Here is a 19823-nt window from a genome sequence, read left to right as displayed (position 1 = left end):
AGGCGGGGCGGGCTGCGGCTTCGACCCTGTCCGCAAGCGACCGCGTGGCGTCGGGCAGGGCCGCGGCGCGGGCGCCGCGGCTCATCGCCTCAAGCCGGGCGGGGTCGCCGAGGATGGCGGCGAGGGCGTGGGTGAGCCGCTCGACCGTGACTTCGTCCTCCAGCAGCACCTCGGCCCCGCCGGCGTCCGCGAGGCCGGCCGCGTTGAAGCGCTGATGGTCGTCCATGGCGATCTTGAGGGGGATCAGGATCGACGGCAGGCCCGCGACCGCCAGTTCGGAACAGGTCGAGGCGCCGGCGCGGCCGATGACCAGATGGGCCGCCGACAGGCGCTGGGCCATGTCGCGGAAGAAGGGAGCGACCTCGGCGTCGATGGCGGCGTCGAGATAGATCTGGCGCGCCGCCTCCAGCGTCTCCGGCCGCGACTGCTGTTGCACCTTCAGGCGGGCGCGGATCGCCTCGGGCAGGGCGGCGAGCGCACGGGGCGCCGTCTCCGACAGGATGCGGGCGCCCTGGCTGCCGCCGGTGACCAGCACCTGGATCGGCTCCCCCGCGCCGGGCGCCCTGAACGGGCGGTCGTAGAGGGCGCGGATGTCCGGACGGACCGGATTTCCGATCAGGGTCACGCGGGCGCCGACGCCTTGGGGGACCTTCTGCAGGTTGGGGAAGGACGAGGCCACGGCCCCGACGTAGGGCGCGAGCCAGCGGTTGGTGCGGCCGAGCACCGCGTTCTGTTCGTGCAGCAGCGTCGGGCGACCCTGGCTCAAGGCGGCCAGCAGGGCGGGCGCCGACGGATAGCCGCCGAAGCCGACCACCACCGCCGCGTCCAGCCGCTTGAGCGCGCGGCGGGCCTGGGCCACCCCGCGGACGATGGTCAGGCCGGCCTTCGCCAGCCCGATCGGCCCGCGCCCGGTGGCGGCGTCGAGCGCGATCCTCTCCTCGGCCGGGAAGGCGTGGGCGTACTGCTCGCCGCGATGATCCGTGGCCAGCACGATGCGCCAGCCCCGCGCGGCCAGCTCGCGCGAAAGGGCCTCGGCCGGGAACATGTGCCCGCCGGTGCCCCCGGCGGCGACGACGCAGACTCTGGACATGGCGCTCCCTACGGCAAGATCCGCCGCCGCTGCGGCAGGGTGGCGCCGGGTTCGTAGGCGCCGGGACGGCGGCGGGTCAGGGCCAGGGCCAGGCCCATCGTGAGGCCCATGGCCAGCATCGACGAGCCGCCGTAGCTGATGAACGGCAGGGTCATGCCCTTGGTCGGGATCAGGTTGAGATTGACGGCGATGTTGATGCAGGCCTGCAGGCCCAGCAGCACGAACAGACCGGCGGCGGCGGTCTGTTCATAGGGATCGTTGAGCTTCATCGCCCGCTTCATGCCGCGCACGACGATGAAGGCGTAAAGGCCGATCATGATCAGGGACAGCACCAGGCCGAACTCCTCGGCCCCCACGGAATAGATGAAGTCCGTGTGCAGGTCGGGGACGTGGCGCTTCATGACCCCCTCGCCCACCCCGCGCCCGACCAGACCGCCGGCGCGGATGGCCTCGGAGGCGCGGTCTATCTGGTGGGTGTCGGTGTTCTCGGGCGACAGGAAGCGGCTGAGGCGGTCGCGCATGTGACCGAAGGCGAAATACAGCGACACCAGCCCGGCCATGCCGGCGGCGGCGATCACCGCCACCCATTTCAGCGGCACCCCGGCCATGAAGAAGACGGCCATGAAGGTGGTGGTGACCAGCAGGGTCTGGCCGATGTCGGGCTGGATCAGCAGCAGGCCGACGGTCAGGGCCCAGAAGCCGAAGGCGATGCTGACGCCCGGCACGCCCTGCCCCTTCTGGGCCTCGGCGAACATCCAGGCCGCAAAGACGATAAGACCCGGCTTGGCGAACTCCGACGGTTGCAGGCTGAAGGGCCCGAGGTTGATCCAGCGGGCGGCCCCCTTCACCTCGTCGCCGATGAACGGCAGGGCCATCATGGTGACGATGGCGCCGAGCAGGGCCAGCACGGCGATGCGGCGAACGCCCCGTGGCGACAGCAGCGAGGTGGTCAGCATGATCCCCAGCCCCATCGAGGCCCAGACCAACATCCGCCACGAGTAGTGGAACGGGTCGCTGATCGACTGATCGGCGTTGATCGCGGCCGGGCTGGAGGCGAAGCTGAGGGCCACGCCGAGCGCCATCAGGGTCAGGGCCGCCGCCAGCAGGCCGCGGTCGACGGTCCAGAACCATTTGGCGATCGGGCTCTGGTCGTTGCGCGAAAAGGCGGGGCTGTAGGCTTCGGTCATGACCCACCTGCCGGGGTTGCGCCGAGGGCGAGGACGGCGGCGCGGAAGGCCTCTCCGCGGGCCTCGAAGTCGGGATACTGATCGAAGGAAGCCGCGGCGGGGGACAGCAGCACGACCTCGTCGCGGCCGGTGGCCGCGGCGGCCCCGGCGGCGGCCTTCACCGCAGACGCCATGTCGCCGCAGATGCGGTGCGGGACGTCGCCTAGCCGGGCCGCGAACGGTCCCGCCGCCTCGCCGATCAGAAAGGCCTCGGCCACCCGGGGGAACAGGTCCTCGAGATCGTCAATGCCGCCCGCCTTGGCGCGGCCGCCGGCGATCCAGTAGCTGCGGTCATAGGATGACAGGGCCTGCCGTGCGGCGTCGGCGTTGGTGGCCTTGGAGTCGTTGATGAAGCGGACACGGCCGAGGGTGGCGACGTGCTCCATCCGATGGGCCAGGCCGGGGAAGGTCAGGAGCCCCCCGACAGCAGCCTCGCCCGAGACGCCGAGGGCGCGGGCGGCGGCGTAGGCGAAGGCGGCGTTCTGGGCGTTGTGCCGGCCGGGCAGCGAGCGGGCCCCTGACAGGTCGCAGACGTATTCGCCCCGGCTGGCGAGGACGCCGTCGACCGCCGTGACCGCCCCGGTCTTCTCGAAGCCGGCTCGCCACTCGTCCCAGTGATGATGTTTGCCGGTGGTGACCAGCGTCAGGCGATCACCACGGTCGGTCAGTGTCTCAGCGATGTTGATCCCGAAGGTGTCGTCGATTCCGACCAGGGCCGTCGCGGCGGGGCCCTGACTCTGGAAAATCCGCATCTTGGCCGCCACGTAACCCGGCATGCCGCCGTGCCGGTCGAGGTGGTCGGGGCTGATGTTGGTGAGGATGGCCACGTCCGGCGCAAAGCTGGTGGTCAGGTCCAGCTGGTAGCTCGACACCTCGATCACATAGACCGCGCCAGGCGCAGGAGCCGGCAGGGCCAGCACGCCGATGCCGATGTTGCCGCCGACATGGACGGTCATTCCGGCCTGTTTCAGCACCCAGCCGATCAGGGCGGTGGTGGTCGACTTGCCGTTGGTGCCGGTGATGGCGACGATTTTCGGGCGCCCGGCTTCCGGCAGGGCCGCGATGGCGCGGGCGAAAAGTTCGATATCGCCGATGACCTCGACGCCCGCCTGACGGGCCTTGTCGACCGTCCAGTGTGGCTTGGGATGGGTCAGGGGCGCGCCGGGCGAGAGCACCAGCGCCGCGAAGCCCGGCCAGTCGGCGGCCGTCAGGTCCTCGACGTCGAAGCCTTCCGTCTCCGCCTGCATGCGGCTGGAGACGCTGTCGTCCCACAGCACCGGCAGGGCGCCGCCGGCCTTGAGAGCGCGCGCGGCTGTCAGTCCCGACCTGCCCAGGCCGAAGACCGCGATCCTCCGTCCTTCGAAGCCGGGGACCGGGATCATGGCGCTATCGCAGCTTCAGGGTGGCGAGGCCGGCGAGGGCCAGCATGGCGGAGACGATCCAGAAGCGGATCACCACCGTCGATTCCGGCCAGCCCATCTTCTCGAAATGATGGTGGATCGGGGCCATCAGGAAGATGCGCTTCTTCGTGGCCTTGAAGTAGCCGACCTGGATCATGACGCTGAGCGCCTCGATCACGAACAGGCCGCCGACGATGCCGAGCACCAGCTCGTGCTTGGTGGCCACGGCGATGGCGCCGAGCGCGCCGCCGAGGGCCAGCGAACCGGTGTCGCCCATGAAGATCTTGGCCGGCGGCGCGTTGTACCAGAGGAAACCGACGCCGCCGCCGATGATGGCGGCGCAGAAGATGGCCAGCTCGCCCGAGCCCGGCACGTGGTGGACGCCGAGATAGTCCGAGAAGATGAAGTTGCCGACGAGGTAGCTGATGATGCCGAAGGCCGCCGCCGCCATCATCACCGGCACGATGGCCAGGCCGTCGAGCCCGTCCGTCAGGTTCACCGCGTTGGAGAAGCCGACGAGGGTGAAGGCGGCGAACAGGACGTAGAACCAGCCGACGTTCAGCAGCACGGCCTTGAAGAAGGGGAAGGCGATCGAGGTCTCGAGGTTGGGCGAGGTGGGAGACTGGGTCATCCACAGGACCGTGAGCACGCCGGCGATGACCGAGACGATCACCTGGGCGACCAGCTTCTGCTTCGAGGTCAGGCCGGCGGAGGTCTGTTTCGACACCTTGGCGTAGTCGTCGATGAAGCCCAGCACGCCGAAAGCGGCGGTCACCATGCTGACGATCCAGATGTAGGGATTGGTCAGGTCGCCCCACAGCAGGACGGCCACCGCGATGCCGGCGAGGATCATCAGCCCGCCCATGGTCGGGGTGCCGACCTTGGACAGGTGCGAGACCGGGCCGTCGGCGCGGATCGGCTGGCCCTTGCCCTGCTTGATCCGCATCCAGGCGATGAAGCGACTGCCCATGGCCACCGCCACGATCATGGCCGTGGCCATGGCGAGCGCGACCCGCACCGTCTGGTACTGGACCAGGTTCAGCAGCGGATAGTCCTGCGCGATGTCGGCGTAGTGGAGGTAGAGAAGATAGAACATGTTGCGTTCCCTATCGCTCCGCGCGCGGCGCGTCGCTGCTTGAGGGGTTTGCGAGCGCGGCGAGGGCTCGCGCGACCAGCGACGCCTTCGAGCCGTTCGATCCCTTGACCATGACGATGTCGCCCGGCGCAACCAGTCCGGCCGCCTCGTCGGCGAGCTCGGCGGCGGTTTCGCGCCACAGCCCGCGACGGGCCGGCGGCAAGGCATCGTGCAGCCGCTTCATCTCGGTCCCGGCGGTGTGGACCAGGTCGAGGCCGGCGGCGGCGATCGGTTGGGCCAGGCCTTCGTGCAGGGCGCGGGACTGGTCGCCCAGCTCCAGCATGTCGGTCAGGACCACGACGCGGCGCGCCCCGGCGCCGACCGGCCTGGCGCCGAGGCTGCGGAAGCCGGCGGCCATCGACAGCGGATTGGCGTTGTAGCTTTCGTCGATCAGGGTGAAGGCCCCGCCGGGGGCCTGGACGACGCTGGTCTGGCCCCGGCCCGCCAGCGGTTCGAAATCGGCAAGGGCGGCGAGGCCGGTCTCGAGCGGCACGTCCAGCGCATCCAGCATCAGCAGCACACACAGGCTGTTCAGACCCCAGTGGAAGCCGGACTGGCGCAGGCTGAAGTCCAGCGGCTTGCCGAACAGCTCGGCCCTGACCCGCGCCCCGTCCGGACCGGGCAGGAAGTCGAGCAGGCGGGCGTCGTGACCGGCGTCGGCGCCGAAGGTGACCCGCCGCGCCCCGGCCTTTCGGGCGGCGGCGTCGAGCACCGTCGCGAAGCCGATGTCGCCGTTCAGCACCGCCACCCCGCCGGGCGCCAACCCTTCGAAGATGGCGGCCTTTTCGGCCGCCACGCCAGCCTCGCCTTCGGCGAAGGCCTCGATGTGGACTGGGCCGACGGTGGTGACGCAGGCCGCGTGGGGCTGGACCATCCGCGACAAGGGCGCGATCTCGCCCGGGGCGTTCATGCCGATCTCGAACACGGCGCGCGCGGTCGAGCGCGGCATCCGCGCCAGGGTCAGCGGCACGCCGATATGATTGTTGTAGCTCTTGATCGAGGCATGGGCGGGCCCCGCGAGGTCGAGACCGGCCTTGATCGCCTGGGTGACGCTGGTCTTGCCGACCGAGCCCGTGACGGCCCCACGGCGCGGGCAGCGCTCACGGGCGGCGACGCCGAGCGCCTCCAGCGCGCGCAGGGTGTCGGGGACGACCACCGAGGGGCCGCCCTCCACCGGATGTTCGGCAATAGCGCCGGCGGCGCCGGCGGCGAAGGCCGAGGCGGCGAACTCGTGCCCGTCGCGCGCGCCCTTCAGCGCCAGGAACAGGTCGCCGGGCACGATTTCGCGGCTGTTGTAGGTGATCCCCGCGACCTCGAAGGGCGCGCCGGAGAGGCGACCGCCGGTGGCGGCCTCGATCTCGGCGGAGGTCCAGAGATGAGTGGTCTCAGGCATGGATACGCAGGGCTTCGGCGGCTTCGGTGGCGTCGTCGAAGGGGTGTGTCACACCTCCGACGATCTGTCCCTGCTCATGCCCTTTTCCGGCGATGACCACCACATCCCCGTCGCGCATCTGTGCGATGGCGTGGCGGATGGCGGCGCGGCGGTCGCCGATTTCCTGCGCGTCGGGGCAGCCCTCGCGCACGGCGCGGCGGATGCCGGCCGGGTCCTCGGAGCGCGGATTGTCGTCGGTCACGATGGCCACGTCGGCCAGCCGTCCCGCGATCTCGCCCATGATCGGCCGCTTGGCGCGGTCGCGGTCCCCGCCGGCCCCGAACACCACGATCAGCCGGCCGGTCGCGTGCGGACGCAGGGCCTTCAGCACCGTCTCCAGCCCGTCCGGCGTATGGGCGTAGTCGACATAGACCTCGCCGCGGCCCGGTCCCGGAATGCGCTGCAGCCGGCCCTGCGCGCCTGTGATGCTCTCCAGCCCCGCCAGCACCCGCTCCGGCGTCTCGCCGGCCGCGATGCACAGCCCGGCGGCGACGAGGGCGTTCGAAGCCTGGAAGGCGCCGGCGAGCGGCAGCAGCACCTCGTGCACCGTCCCGCGCACGTCCAGCGTCAGCCTCTGGCCCTCGGGCACGGCCCGGCGGCCGACGAGCGTCAGATCCCGACCGCGCTCGCCCACCCCCATGACGCCGAGGCCGGACATGATCGAGGCGGCGGCGAAGCTGGAATAGGCGTCGGAGTCGGCGTTCAGCACCGCCGTCCGACCCCGCGGCAGCAGGGTCTCGAACAGGCGCAGCTTGGCGGCGCGGTAGGCTTCCATGTCGCCGTGGTAGTCGAGGTGGTCCTGGGTCAGGTTGGTGAAGGCCGCGGCCTTCAACGTCACCCCGTCCAGCCGCCGCTGGTCGATTCCGTGCGACGACGCCTCCAGCGCCAGATGGGTCACGCCCCCGGCGGCCAATTCGGCCAGCAGGCGGGCGGCGTCGGCGGCGTCGGGGCTGGTCAGACCCGGCCCGGTCAAGGCCTGATTAACGTTACCCGTCTGTTTCAAAACCCCGAGCGTCCCCATGCTCGCGGCGGACAGGCCCAGCGAAGCCCAGATCTGCCGGCAGAAGGCCGCCACCGAGGTCTTGCCGTTGGTTCCGGTGATGGCCACGCAGGTGGCCGGCTGGCGGCCGTAGAAGCTGCGCGCGGCGATGGCGTAGGCGCGCCGCACGTCACCCGAGGTGACCAGGACGGGCGCTACCGCGGCCTGGGTGTCAGCCGGAGCCAGCACGGCCGCCGCACCTTGCGACAGGGCCTGCGGGATGAAGGCGCGGCCGTCGGCGGCGCTGCCGGGCAAGGCTACGAACAGGCTGCCGGGCGCGACCTTGCGGCTGTCGGCGGTGACGCCTGTGATCACGGGATCCGCAGGCACGTCGCGACGCAACAGGTCCGACAGCTTCATTGCAGCGGGCTGGACAGCGCTCATCGCCCGTCGCCCTCCACATCCTCGAAGGCGGGAATCTTCTCACCCAGCGCGGTGCGGTATTGGTCGGCGCGGCGCTGGACGCCGAGGAAGGGCGCGATGCGGTCGGCGATGCGGCCGACGGCGGGGGCCGCAACGAAGCCCCCCGTGCGCGGATAGGTCCCCGGCTCGTCGATCAGGATCAGGATCGAATAGCGCCGCGCGTTGACCGGGCCGTCAGCGGGGAAGACGGCGGCGAAGGTGCCGACCGCGTGGGTCGGATCGTAGCGGCCGTTGACCAGTTTGTTGGCCGATCCGGTCTTGCCGCCGACCCGCAGGCCCGGAGCCTCGGCGCGGCCGCCAGATCCGCGCACCACATTGCGGCGCAGCAGGTCGAGCAGCGTCAGCGAGGTCTGGGGGCTGACCACCTGACGGAACCCGGCGCCGGGCAGGCCGCCCTTGCGCAGCGTCAGGGGAATATATCGGCCGCCATTGGTCAGGGCGCCCATGGCGGCCGACATCTGCAGCGGCGTGATCATGATGCCGTAGCCGAACGACAGCGAGGCCAGGGTCGAGTCGTCCCATTTCGTCGGACGGCGGGGACGAGCCGACTCGTGCAGTTCGATCGGCGCGGCGTCGAGCAGGCCGAAGCGGGTGAAATAGTCCCGCATCGTCGCCGGCCCCATCTCGACGGCAAGCCGCGAGGTGCCGATGTTGGACGAGTGAAGGTAGACCTCCTCCAGCGTCAGCACCTGGTTGGTGGCGTGGAAGTCGGTGATGCGGCGGTTGCCGATCATGAAGGCCTGGGACGCGTCGAACAGGGTGTTCATGTCGGCCCGGCCGGTGTCGAGGCCGGCGGCGACGGTGAAGGTCTTGAACACCGAGCCCATCTCGTAGTGCGCCGAGGTGGCGCGGTTGAGCCGGTCGGTGGTCGGCCAGCTGGCCATGCCGAGGACTTCGCCGGTCTGGACGTCGGTGATGATGCCGACCGCCCCCTTGGCCTGGCTCTCGGCGACGGCGCGGGCCAGCTCGTTCTCCAGCACGCCCTGGACACGCAGGTCGATCGACAGGGGGAAGTTTTCGCCGCGCAGCCCGGCCTCGCGGATCTCGCGGTCGAAGGCCAGCTCCGCGCCCGAGATGCCCTGCCCGCCGGTATCCGCCGCACCCAGCACATGCGTCGCCGAGGCGCCCAGCGGATAGACGCGGCGGTCCTCCGGCTCGAAGGTCACGCCGCCGAGGGCCAGGGCGTGCACCGCAGCCTTCTCGCCAGGGGTGAGCCCCGGCAGCACGATCAGCCGCCGGTCGCCGGACAGAACCCGGTTGAGCTTGGCCATCGAGACGCGTGGCAGCACCCGCTTGATCTGCATCGCGGCGGCGCGGCGGTCCCAGACCTCGGCCGGATCGATGTAGAGGCCGTAGTGGACGATGTTGGTGGCCAGCAGGGCGCCGTTGCGGTCGACAACGTCGGCGCGCGCCACGGCGTTCGGATGAACCACCGAGCCCACCCCGCCGCGCGGAGCCAGCAGGGCCGCGTTGGCCGCGCCGAGGGCGAGGCAGACGAACACCGCGGAGAACAGGCACAGGATGACGAAGATGCGGACCCGGGTGTCCTCTTCGGGCCGGGCGTCGGCACGCGCCCGGCCGAACGAATGCTCGATCCGCCACATGGCCTCGGTCAGCCAGCGCCACGAGGGGAGCGAAACGCCGCCGCCCGGACGGCCGGGGGCGGGACGGTCCCAGGCGTGCGGATCGTCGTGCACGCTCATCGGGCGACCTCCGCGGGGGCGTCGGCGGCGGGCGCGGTCGGCGCGGTGGGGGTGACGATGACCACCGGAGCGGGCTCCGGAACCGGGGCCAGTTCCGGCAAGCTGGCCTCGGCGGCCTGGCGGTGCACGTCGACCGGCCCCAGACCCGCCATGCGCGACAGGGCTTCCAGCCGGCCGGGCTGCTCCAACCGGGCCACTTCGGCGCGCAGCAGACGGACTCGCTGGCCGTTTTCGGTGATCTGCCGCTCGAGGCTGGCGATGCGGGCGCTCTCGCTCGCCGCCGCCGCCTTGGCCAGATAAACGGAGAAGATCATGGCGGCGACCAGCATCAGGCCGATGATCTCGACCCAACGGACGCCGCGGACCTTCCAGTCGAACACGCGCTTCAGGGTTCCGGCCGCGCTCATGCCGCGACCCTCCCCCAGGCCGGGGCGTCGGTGCGGACGGCGGCGCGCAGCCTGGCCGAGCGGGCGCGGGGATTGGCGGCGCGCTCTTCCTCGCCGGCCTCGCGCGCACCCTTGAAGCGCAGGGTGAAGCTGGGCTTGCGCGGGTCTACGGCGACCGGCGCGTGGCGCGAGCCGCCTGGGGCGTTGCCGGTCCGTTCGGTCAGGAACGCCTTGACGATCCGGTCTTCCAGCGAATGGAAGGTGACCACCGCCAGCCGCCCGCCGGGCGCGAGCGTGGCCTCCGCGGCTTCCAGCCCGGCGCGCAGTTCGCCGAGCTCGTCATTGACGGCGATGCGCAGCGCCTGGAACACCCGGGTAGCGGGATGGATCGGCGCGCCGCGGCGGCCGCCCAGCGCCTTCTCGACCACCTCGGCCAGTTCGAGGGTGCGAGTGAAGGGTTTCTCGGCCCTGCGGCGCAGGATGGCCGTGGCGACGCGGCCCGACTGACGCTCGTCGCCATAGAGCTTGAAGATGTGGGCGAGCGGGCCGTGATCCCAGCTGTTGACGATGTCGGCGGCGGTTTCGCCCTCATCGGACATGCGCATGTCCAGCGGACCGTCGCGCATGAAGGAAAAGCCTCGCTCGGCCTGGTCCAGTTGCATGGACGAGACGCCGATATCGAACACCACCCCGTCCAGCTTGACCTCGCCGCTCTGGGCGAACGCCTCGGCCAGACCCGAGAAGGGCGTCCGGATCAGGCGGAATTTGCCGGGGAAGTCGTTGGCGACGGCGTCTGCGTGGGGCTGCACCGTCGGATCGCGATCGAGGGCGATGACCGTGGCGCCCGCAACGAGGATGGCGCGGGTGTAGCCGCCCGCGCCGAAGGTGGCGTCGATGATCACGTCGCCGGGTTTAGGGTCGAGCGCCTCCAGCACCTCGGCGAGCAGGACCGGCGCGTGGGGACTCATGCGCCCTCCCCGCCCGGACGGCGGCCGGCCAGCAGGGCCTTGCGCCCGGCCTCGCCGCGCTCGCGCACGGCCTGACGGGCGAGGGCCCGGCGCTCATCGCGACGGGCGTTCCAGCGGGCCCGGTCCCAGATCTGGAAGCGCGAGCCGAGACCGACGATGACCACGTCCTCGCCCAGGCCAGCGTCCTGGCACAGGTGTTCCGGCAGGGTGATGCGGCCGCCGCCATCGTAGGCCAGCGGGCGCTGGCCGGCGTAGAAGGTCTCTTCCAGCGCCGTGCGCACGTCGTCGCCGAACGGCAGCTCCTCGATCATCGAGACGTATTCGGCCATCAGCTTGTCGCCGCCGGCCTCAAGGCAGTCGGACTCGATCGAGAAAAAGCAGAACACGCCGTGCTCGGCGCCGTTGTCGGCCGTGCGGAACTCCTGCGGGATCAGCAGGCGGCGCTTGCCATCCAGTTGTTTCTCATAGGTCGAGAGAAACACGCCCTGCCCCAACTCGGACCCTTCGATCCGCCCCTCTGCGTCATGGGCGCATCCCCGCGCCCGCCGAACCCCAACTCTGATCTATGGGATAGCATGGGATGAAATGGGTCTCAATGGGATTAGTTGACGGAAGTTAACCTCGACCGCGGGTCCGAACGCTGTACTCGGCGGAACATACATAGAACATCGAAAGTATAGACAGGCTGTGGATGAATGTTGCGACGCAACAGGTGAACGCACCCCGCACCGGCAGGGAGCCCGTGCGGCGCTGGCGCACACGCCGCGAGCGACGCCTCGCGAGTGGGAGCGTTACAAAAAGAAGGGTCAGACGGCCTGTAAGCCGGGTTCTGTTCCGCCCCGAAAGGCGGCGACGATCATTCCTCTGGACCGGCCATTGCTGACCGGTTCTCGCGACCTACCCGGACGCCTCGGGCGGTGAGCCCTGCGGCCGAAACCGCGCGACGTCCCTATTCGGTCTTGCTCCAGGCGGGGCTTGCCATGCCGTCCCTGTTGCCAGGCACGCGGTGGGCTCTTACCCCACCCTTTCACCCTTACCGGCCTCGCGAGGCCGGAGGTTTGCTTTCTGTGGCGCTATCCCTCGGGTCGCCCCGGGCGGAAGTTATCCGCCGCCATTTCACCGTGGAGCCCGGACTTTCCTCCCTCTTTCGCCAGGGCTCCAGAGGGCAGGCCCTGCGAAGCTTCAGCGAAGGAGGGCGACCGCCCGGCCGTCTGACGCGGGACAGATGGGCGCGAAGGCGTCCCAGGTCAAATTCTAGCCAAGGACGCCGGTGACGCTTTCCGCCGTCGCCAGTTGCAGCACGCCCATCAGCGTCGCCCGGGTTTCGCCGTCGGCGATCCCGTCCACCTGCGACGGCCGCCAGTGGCGCTGGAAGGCCTCGACAGTCAGCTTCGTCGCCTCGTCATAGTCGCCGCCGGGCGGGAGGCCATAGCCGAGCCGGTGCAGGCCGGCGCGCAGGACGATGACGCCCAGCCCCTCGTCTCCGACACCCAGAGGCGCGCCGAGGGCGGAGATCCGCTCCGCCGCGGGCTCGAACCACAGGCCGTGGCCGACCGCGGCCAGCCGCTTCCACGGGAAGCGCTCACCGGGGTCCTGCTTGCGCTCGGGCGCGAGGTCCGAATGGCCGATGATGCGCGCATCCGGAATGGTCCAGCGGGTGCGGATGTCACTGATCAGGCTGATCAGGGCGTCGATCTGCGCCTCGGCAAAGTCGCGGTAGCCGAACTCGTGGCCCGGATTGACGACCTCGATACCGATCGAGGCGGCGTTGCAGTCGGTCTCGCCCTGCCACGCCCCGCGTCCGGCGTGCCATGCCCGGTGCTCCTCGGCGACCAGCCGCAGGATCGAACCGTCCTCGTCGACGACATAGTGGGCGGAAACCCTTGCGTCCGGGTCACGCAGCCGCGCGACGGCGCCGTCGGCGTCGGGCATGCCGGTGTAGTGGAGCACCAGCATGTCGGGCGGGCCCCGCCGCTTGTCGAAATTCGGCGACGGCGCCTCCCGGACGACCAGCATCTATCGGCCCGGGCGCTCCCAGCCATAGGCGACCCAGGTCCCGTCGACCTTGCGCGCCTCGATCACGTCGTCGGCGCGGCGATTGCGGGCGGTCATCGTCCGGCGCGCGCGCATCGCGAGTCCGGCGAGGAACACCAGCGCGCCGGCGAAGACCGCGATGACGGCCACAGCCGCAGCGGTGAACACCGCCAGGACGGCGCCCACGGCCATGGCCGCCAGGGTGGCGACCAGACCGCCGAGCCACATGATCGACGCGACCAGGCCGTTGGTGGGCCGGCGGCCGGAGGGGCCGGGGCCGAAGATCAGACGGTCGGACTGGGTCATCAATTCACCTCCGGGGCGTTGCGAACAACGCCGAACTCCGAATGTCGGTCCATCGGGGTGAACGGTCAATGACCGGCCCCTTCACAGGCGAGTGTCCGATTGTCGCTGTTCAGTAGGGCTGGTCCGCCAGCACGGTGGCGCCCGAGGTTCGCGCCCGCTCGGTCTGGAGCCGGCGAACGGCGGCTTCGGCCTGCGGATCGTTCATGACCCCGCCGATGCCGATCAGCACCCGCGCGGCCTCGCCCGAAACCCCGAACAGCTCTGAAAGGGCGGCGAACGGCGACTTCGATTCCGGATACCGCTTGAACCGCACCGACTCGTCCGCGGGGATGCGGGCGAGCTGACGGGCCTTGGCGATGGCCTCCTCCAGCCCGCCCAGCTGGTCCACAAGACCGATCGATTTGGCCTGGGCGCCGGTCCAGACGCGGCCGCGGGCGATCTCGCGCACCCGGGCGGCGGGCAGGTTCCGGCCGCGGGCGACGCGGGCGATGAACTCCTCATAGGTGCGGTCGATCGAGGCGGCGAAGGCGCTGCGGTCGGCGGCGTCGAACGGCTCGGACGGCGAGAAGGAATCGGCGAACTCGCCGCCGACGGTCAGGTTGCGCATATCGATGCCGAAGCGGCCGAGGGCGTCCGCCAGCACCAGCTTGCCGCCGAACACGCCGATCGAGCCGGTCAGGGTCGAGGGCTGGGCCACGATCCAGTTCGCTTCGGAACTGATCCAGTATCCGCCCGAGGCGGCGTAATCGCCCATGGAGATCACCACCGGCTTGCCGGCCGCCCTGGCCGCGCGGACGGCCGCAAGGATTTGCTCGGACGCGTCGGGCGAACCACCGGGTGAGGACACCCGGAAGACTATGGCCTTGACCGAGTCGTCCTCAATGGCGTCGTAGATGGCCTCGGCGAGGTCGTCCGACATGATCGACGAACCGCCGCCGAACGGGTCGGCGTCGCCGCCCGTTCCGGTCATGATGGCGCCTTCGCCACCGACGATGGCGATGGCGTTGCGGCCGGAGCCCTGGCGCTCGCCGGCTGCGGCCGCATAGTCGCCGAATTCCATGATCTCGGACCCGCGCCCGGCGCGGCGCCGGGCCTCAGCCTCGGCTTCCTCGACCTGTCCGATCTTGTCGATCAGGCGGCGCTGCAGCGCCTGGGGGGAGGAATAGGGGCCAGATTCAATGGCCGCCCGCAACGCCTGCGGCGTGACGCGCCGGTCCTGGGCAGCATTGGCCAGGGCCGAGGTGTAGATCGAGGTCATCCACGCCGTCATCGCCTCGCGATGGGCAGGCGTATAGTCGCTCTCGGTGAATTCGTTGACGGCGTTCTTGTATTCGTAGCGCTGCTCGAACTGGGCGTTGACGCCGTATTTCTCGAAGGCGCGGCCGAGGAAGATCGACTCGGTGGAGAAGCCCGCCAGCTGGAAGCTGGACGTATTCTGCATCCACAGTTCCGAGGCCGAGGCGCCGAGCATGTAGCTGGAGACGGCGGTCCCCACCGGCTGGAAGCCCTGGGCATGCGCGATCACGACCTTACCGGAGCGGCGGAAGCGCCGGACAGCCTGGCGGATTTCGTCTGCGGCTGCGGGGGTGATGCCTGCCTCGGGCAGGCGGATCAGCAGCGCCTTGACCCGGTTGTCGTCTTCGGCCTGGGCGAGGGTGTCGACGATCTGCATCGTCGAAAGGCCGCCGCCGCCGAACATGGCGAACGGATTGGTCGGGGTCTGATCGGTCACGCCCTCGCGCAGATCGAGTTCCAGCACGGTGTGGGACGGCGTCGGCTCCTTCGAGCTCGCCGAACTGATCGCCACCGTGATGAGGACGAAGGGCACCACGATCAGGAACAGGAACAGACCGGCGAACACGCCGAGCATCGTCAGGAAGAATTGCTTCATTGAGAAGGTCAGGGTCCGGAGCGCGGGCCGGGCGCGGCCACCCTCGACCATAGGGCGGCAGGGTTTGCCGTCAAATGAACGTCCCGTAACAGGCGAATGCGCCGCACCATCCGTGCTGCGGCGCAACAGACATGATTGCTGAGGCGCGCGCTTGCCCCTATATCAGCAGCCTGCGAGCGGGGGCCGATCGCCCCGCGTCACATCCGGACCGCACTCCCCATGCTGGTCACCCTGATGAAGGCCAAGCTGCACCGCGCTACGGTGACCCAGGCCGATCTCGACTACGAAGGCTCGATCGCGATCGACGCCGACCTGCTGGATGCCGCGGGCATCTTTCCGCACGAGCAGGTCGATGTGCTGAACATCACCAACGGCCAACGCTTCACCACCTACGCCATCGAAGCTCCGCGCGGATCGCGCGTGATCGGCGTCAACGGCGCCGCCGCCCGCCTGGTGCAGAAGAACGACAAGGTCATCGTCGTGACCTACGGCCAGCTGCCCGAGGAAGAGGCCCGCCAGTGGTCCCCGACCGTGGTGCTGCTCGACGACAGCAACGGGATCAAGCGCGCCGCTTGACGCCGGCGGCCGCCCGGCTTCTCCTCCTGCCGGGAGGATTTCCGATGATCCGCGCCATCCGCCTTCTTCGCTGGCCGCTGTTGCTGGCCTACGCCATCGCCGGGGCGATCGCCCTGATGCTGGCGACGCCGAACGGCGTGGCCTTCCTGGGCCAGTCCGGGCTGAGCTTCCTGCCGGCGAAGATTCTCGGCCTGCCGTGGAGCGCGCCGCTGTTCTTCTTCGACGACGGGCCCGTCACGGCGCTGGCGGTCGCTGGCATCTGCTACGGTCTGAACCTCGGGGTCTTGCTGATGCTGGCACGGGCTGACGACTGAGCGTCGGGTTCCGAACCGGTGAGCGCGCGGAGCGCCCACCGGCCGGAGTGAAGTCAGCGGTTCAGGTCGTAAACGCCGGTGATGTCGATCCGAATGGTCAGCTGACCGGCCGCGACCGGCGTCGAACCGGCGTCCGCGGCCATTTCGGCGCGGGCGTACTGCATCAGGGGCTGCGGCGGCGCGTAGCCGCCGCCCTCGGTCAGCGAGCGGATGCCGCCGAGTTCGACACCCAGCGCCTGGGCATACAGGGCGGCCTTGGCCTGCAGGTTGCGCACCGCCAGTTGCCGGGCCTGATTCTCGGCCGCGGTCGGGTCCTTGAGACCGAAGCCGATGCCGTCGATCTGGTTGACCCCGGCGGCCACCACGGCGTCTGCGGTCGAACCGACGGCGTCCAGGTCGTTGATGACCACCGTAACCCGGTTATTGGCCTGATAGCCGCGCAGGCGGGGCGGCTCGTTCTGGATGTAGTCGTACTGGGCCGACAGGTTGAGGCCCGAGGTCTGCACGTCGCGCTCCGCGACGCCGGCGCGGCGCAGGGCGGCCATGACCTGGTTCATCCGGGCCGCGTTCTGGGCCATCGCCTCGGCGGCGGTGGAGGCCTCGGTGACGACCCCGAAGGTGATGGTGGCCATGTCCGGCGCAGCCTTGACCTCACCATAGGCCGAGAGGTTCAGGGCCGGCCGCTCCGTCACCGCCTGGATGGTGAGCGGCGCGCCGCCCCCCGGTTGTGACTGGGCGAAGGCGGCGGGCGCGGCGGCGACGAGCGCGACGGCGGCCATGACGGCCCCGCCCAGCAGCAGGATGCGGTTCGGCACGGCCGGCAGGGCGGCGGCGCGGGCGACGGCGGCGGGGCGGTTCATGTCAGTAGTCTCCGTGAGCGAGGACGATCCATCCGGCGCCGATCGTGTCGGACGTCCGTGGCTGAACCTTGGCCTTTAACGCCTGAACGCGCGGGCAGGCTCCATTGGCAGAAACCGTTCATCGGCGTGAAATCGACGACAGGCCGACGTCGGGAGCATGGCGCTTGGCAAGCCGCCGCGCCGCCTGCTAGGCCACAGGCAGCTGCCACGGAGGGCGCGTAGCTCAATGGTTAGAGCCGACCGCTCATAACGGTCTGGTTGGGGGTTCGAGTCCCTCCGCGCCTACCGGTCCCAGAACCCGCCGCCGCCCCGGCTCCAGCGATCCTCGCCCTGGTAGCGGTCGTCCGGGATGTAGCGGCCGTCGCGGTCGTACCAGCCCTCGCCGTTGCGGTAGCGGTCGTAGCCGTCCAGCGAATAGCCGTCGTCGTGGTATTCGAGGCCCAGCAGGCCGTCCTCGTCATCCCACCAGTCGCGCGGGTAGGAGCCGAAGGCGCACTCCCAGCCGTCGCCAGGACGCCAGACCGGCTCGTAGCGGCCGCGGTAGCGGTCGCGGAACTGCGGCCGGCAGGCGTACTGCGAATAGACGCGGTTGCCGCTGGCCTGCACGTTGGCGCGGTCCTCTGCGTAGATCACCTCGCGCACGCCGGCGAAGACGTTGTTGACGATCACGGCGCTGCCCGAGACAGCGGCGACGCCGACGGTGGTGGCGCGGACGCGGCTGTCCGCCAGACGCAGCTCGCCGTTGTACAGCACCACGCCCTTGTCCGAGCGCCCGATGCGGCTGCCGCTGATGTCGACCGAGGCGCCCTCGATAGCGACGCCCTCGACATAGCCGACGATGGCGGTGTTCTCGATCTCGACCCGCCCGTAGTCGCGGCCGGAACGGACGATCATGCCGATCGAGCGCGGCCCGAAGGCGTTCGGCGCGCCGGTGCCCTTCAGGGTGGTCGAGGCGATGCGCGAGGTCTGGCCTGCGCCGGGGATCAGCTCCAGCCCCGACTGGGCCCCGGTGACCACGACCTCCCAGGCGTTCAGCACCGCGCCGTCGGCGACGATGGCGGGGGCGATGGTCTGGGCCTCGATGATGGTGTTGCGCAGGTCGAGCAGGCCGCCGTCGGCGTAGATCGCCGCCTCGTCACCGGCGTGGCGGAAGCCGACGCGGTTCATGATGATCTCGGCCCCGTAGCCGACGACGCAGGCGGCCTCCCCGGCGCGCGGCGAGGCGAAAAGCATGTCGCGGATCTCGACGCGCACGCCCTGGGCCACGGTGATGCAGGGCAGGCCGTCCGGAGCCTGGAGGGTCGGGTGACCGGTGCGCTCCCAGTCGCGGGGATCGAAGCCGCTCTCGCCGATGATGGTCAGGGGCTTGTCGATGTTCAGCCAGCCGACGCAGGCGCCGGCACGGGCCCGGATCACCAGGGTGCCGCCGGGCCGGACGCGGCGCACGGCATCCTCGACGGCGCCCGTGCCCGGATTGCCGCCGCAGTCGACCAGCACAATCTCCTCGCCGCCGGGCCGGTAGCTGTCCCGGTAGTAGTCGGGCCGGTGGCGGCCGTAGTCATAGCGCCGGTGATGCGAACCGCGGCTGCGATAGCTACGCGTCGGCGGATCCAGCAGCAGACCGAAGTTGGGGCGGGTCTGGCTTTCGACCTTGGCGGCGACCTGGGCGTGAGCCTGCGGTCCCCGCAGCAGGGCGGCGCCGGCCACGGCGGCGGCGATGACGGCGACGCCGGCCATCGTGGTGCGGAAGTGGCCGAAGGGGAAACGGATCGTCATTGCTCCACGCCCTCCTTAACGGCGCTGCTGCGAACGGGAGACCTGGGCCAGCACGGCCTGCAGGCGGGCGGCCGAGGGGCCGAAGCCGGACAAGGCCGAATCGATGCGCAGGGCCACGGCCTGGGCCTTGTCTTGATCGGCCACCCCGGAGACGCCGAGCGCGAAATAGCTCGACATGGCGAACTTGGCCTCCGGGCTGCCCTGGCGGGCGGCCTCGTCGAACCACTTGAAGGCGCGGGCGTAGTCGGCCGGCAGGCCGATCCCCTCAGCGTACATCACCGCCAGCACCAGCTGGGCCTCGGACGAGCCGTTGACCGCGGCCAGCTGGATGGCGCGGACCCGCTCCAGATAGGACAGGCGGCTCTCCATCGGGTGACCGAGCATGGCCTCCAGCGTCTCGACCTGGCGCTTGGACAGATCCTCCGGGCGCTGGGCCACGGCGTCGGTGATGCCGAGGTAGCGCAGCGCCCGGCCGACATGGACGAACGGGAGCTCGGTCCCCATCCGGGTCAGGGCGTATTCATAGGCGTCGCCGCGCGGGCGGCTCTCGTCCGAGAACGGCACGCCTGAGGCCGGCGCCTCATTCGGATAGAATTCGAACGGCGGCGTCCACTGCCGCGCCTTGGCCTCGACGAAGCGGCTGTACTGGTCGCGGCTGGGAGCGGACCGCTCGAAGTCCTTCATCATCACATAGGCGCCGACGTCGCCCGTCTGAACCGCGAGGTAGTTGTAGAGATAGGCGTCGACGTCGTTGCGCGGGAACAGGCTGGTCGCGGCCAGATAGCCGCGCCGCCGGCGGTCGCGGCCGTCGGCCCCGGCGCCGCCGCCGCGGCCCCACGCCTCGCGGGCCTCCCGGTTGTCCTCGGGCTCGCCGAACGGGCCGTAGAGACCGTCGTGCAGCCGGGCCAGGGTGCGGAACCCTTCGGCGTCCTGGGTCGACAGGATGTAGACGACGCGGTCGCGCACCGACTCCTGCTCTTCGCGGGTCATCTGGCCGCGCTGGCGGTCCAGCCGCTGGTAGGCCATGTGCCGCTCGAAGGCGCGGCAGTCGTCGTATTTCGACAGCGGGCGCCAGCCACCGAAGCCGCCGCGCTCGACGCGGTTGATCGGGGCGTAACCCTCATCATTGGCCAGCGCCATGGCGTACCAGGTGGCGCTCTCGATCGGATCCTCGATGTTCTTGTCCGTGGCCCGGATGGCGGCGTAGCGCGATCCGAGCTCCAGCTGGGCGAAGAAGTCGCCGCGGAAGGCGGCGCGGCGCAGC

Annotated in this window: 18 protein-coding genes, 1 tRNA gene and 1 other RNA gene; 3 read left to right on the top strand and 17 right to left on the bottom strand. The window is 70.4% G+C overall.

Annotation, left to right across the window (positions count from 1 at the left end; all coding sequences use genetic code 11):
• The 14 genes from murG to sppA form a co-directional block, all read right to left on the bottom strand.
• The coding region (murG, locus tag VGD32_RS13890) for an undecaprenyldiphospho-muramoylpentapeptide beta-N-acetylglucosaminyltransferase (protein ID WP_331032472.1) at positions 1–1090 on the bottom strand (1090 nt) is incomplete at its 3' end.
• Positions 1091–1098: 8 nt separating this feature from the next.
• On the bottom strand, positions 1099–2277 hold the full coding sequence (gene ftsW, locus VGD32_RS13885) for a putative lipid II flippase FtsW (protein ID WP_331032471.1): 1179 nt from the start codon (positions 2275–2277) through the stop codon (positions 1099–1101).
• Positions 2274–3698: a UDP-N-acetylmuramoyl-L-alanine--D-glutamate ligase gene (gene murD / locus VGD32_RS13880; RefSeq protein ID WP_331032470.1), complete on the bottom strand. Its 1425-nt coding sequence runs from the start codon at positions 3696–3698 to the stop codon at positions 2274–2276. The genes ftsW and murD overlap by 4 nt, the downstream gene beginning before the upstream one ends.
• A 4-nt stretch (positions 3699–3702) precedes the next feature.
• Positions 3703–4812 carry a phospho-N-acetylmuramoyl-pentapeptide-transferase gene (mraY, locus tag VGD32_RS13875; RefSeq protein WP_331032469.1) on the bottom strand — a complete coding sequence of 370 codons (1110 nt, stop codon included), beginning with the start codon at positions 4810–4812 and terminating at the stop codon, positions 3703–3705.
• Between the two features lie 10 nt (positions 4813–4822).
• Positions 4823–6244, bottom strand: coding sequence for a UDP-N-acetylmuramoyl-tripeptide--D-alanyl-D-alanine ligase (locus tag VGD32_RS13870; RefSeq protein ID WP_331032468.1), 1422 nt, complete (start codon positions 6242–6244; stop codon positions 4823–4825).
• On the bottom strand, positions 6237–7706 hold the full coding sequence (locus tag VGD32_RS13865; protein ID WP_331032467.1) for a UDP-N-acetylmuramoyl-L-alanyl-D-glutamate--2,6-diaminopimelate ligase: 1470 nt from the start codon (positions 7704–7706) through the stop codon (positions 6237–6239). Before VGD32_RS13865 ends, VGD32_RS13870 begins: the two co-directional genes overlap by 8 nt.
• The gene (locus VGD32_RS13860; protein ID WP_331032466.1) at positions 7703–9448 is read right to left on the bottom strand and encodes a penicillin-binding protein 2; all 1746 of its coding nucleotides are present in this window, start codon (positions 9446–9448) and stop codon (positions 7703–7705) included. Before VGD32_RS13860 ends, VGD32_RS13865 begins: the two co-directional genes overlap by 4 nt.
• Positions 9445–9855, bottom strand: a complete 411-nt coding sequence (gene ftsL, locus VGD32_RS13855; RefSeq protein ID WP_331032465.1) for a cell division protein FtsL — start codon at positions 9853–9855, stop codon at positions 9445–9447. The genes VGD32_RS13860 and ftsL overlap by 4 nt, the downstream gene beginning before the upstream one ends.
• Positions 9852–10802, bottom strand: coding sequence for a 16S rRNA (cytosine(1402)-N(4))-methyltransferase RsmH (rsmH, locus tag VGD32_RS13850; protein WP_331032464.1), 951 nt, complete (start codon positions 10800–10802; stop codon positions 9852–9854). Before rsmH ends, ftsL begins: the two co-directional genes overlap by 4 nt.
• A complete protein-coding gene (locus tag VGD32_RS13845; RefSeq protein ID WP_324777316.1) occupies positions 10799–11284 on the bottom strand; it encodes a division/cell wall cluster transcriptional repressor MraZ in 486 nt (161 codons plus the stop codon). Before VGD32_RS13845 ends, rsmH begins: the two co-directional genes overlap by 4 nt.
• Before the next feature lie 320 nt (positions 11285–11604).
• Positions 11605–12017: RNase P RNA component class A (gene rnpB / locus VGD32_RS13840), an RNA gene on the bottom strand.
• 39 nt (positions 12018–12056) lie between these two features.
• Positions 12057–12818, bottom strand: a complete 762-nt coding sequence (locus VGD32_RS13835; protein WP_331032463.1) for an N-acetylmuramoyl-L-alanine amidase — start codon at positions 12816–12818, stop codon at positions 12057–12059.
• On the bottom strand, positions 12819–13142 hold the full coding sequence (locus VGD32_RS13830) for a hypothetical protein (protein WP_331032462.1): 324 nt from the start codon (positions 13140–13142) through the stop codon (positions 12819–12821).
• A gap of 109 nt (positions 13143–13251) precedes the next feature.
• Positions 13252–15033, bottom strand: a complete 1782-nt coding sequence (sppA, locus tag VGD32_RS13825; protein ID WP_331032461.1) for a signal peptide peptidase SppA — start codon at positions 15031–15033, stop codon at positions 13252–13254.
• Between the two features lie 219 nt (positions 15034–15252).
• On the opposite strand from sppA, the gene panD reads away from it, so the two are divergent.
• Together panD and VGD32_RS13815 are read left to right on the top strand one after the other, a co-directional pair.
• Positions 15253–15609, top strand: a complete 357-nt coding sequence (gene panD, locus VGD32_RS13820) for an aspartate 1-decarboxylase (protein WP_331032460.1) — start codon at positions 15253–15255, stop codon at positions 15607–15609.
• 44 nt (positions 15610–15653) lie between these two features.
• Positions 15654–15923, top strand: coding sequence for a hypothetical protein (locus tag VGD32_RS13815; protein ID WP_331032459.1), 270 nt, complete (start codon positions 15654–15656; stop codon positions 15921–15923).
• 53 nt (positions 15924–15976) lie between these two features.
• On the opposite strand, the gene VGD32_RS13810 is transcribed toward VGD32_RS13815, so the two are convergent.
• Entirely contained in the window at positions 15977–16783 is an 807-nt protein-coding gene (locus tag VGD32_RS13810; RefSeq protein ID WP_331032458.1) for an SIMPL domain-containing protein, read from the bottom strand.
• 212 nt (positions 16784–16995) lie between these two features.
• On the opposite strand from VGD32_RS13810, the gene VGD32_RS13805 reads away from it, so the two are divergent.
• Positions 16996–17068 (top strand) — tRNA-Ile (locus VGD32_RS13805).
• Here VGD32_RS13805 and VGD32_RS13800 read toward each other — a convergent pair.
• Positions 17066–18559 carry a hypothetical protein gene (locus tag VGD32_RS13800; protein ID WP_331032457.1) on the bottom strand — a complete coding sequence of 498 codons (1494 nt, stop codon included), beginning with the start codon at positions 18557–18559 and terminating at the stop codon, positions 17066–17068. The genes VGD32_RS13805 and VGD32_RS13800 overlap by 3 nt on opposite strands.
• A gap of 15 nt (positions 18560–18574) precedes the next feature.
• Positions 18575–19823: tetratricopeptide repeat protein (locus VGD32_RS13795; RefSeq protein ID WP_331032456.1), on the bottom strand; the 1249-nt coding region annotated here is incomplete at its 5' end.

It is taken from the genome of Brevundimonas sp. (assembly GCF_036402095.1).
Lineage (GTDB): Bacteria > Pseudomonadota > Alphaproteobacteria > Caulobacterales > Caulobacteraceae > Brevundimonas.
Note: the sequence above shows the minus strand (reverse complement) of the source record. Positions and strands in the feature narration are given on the sequence as shown.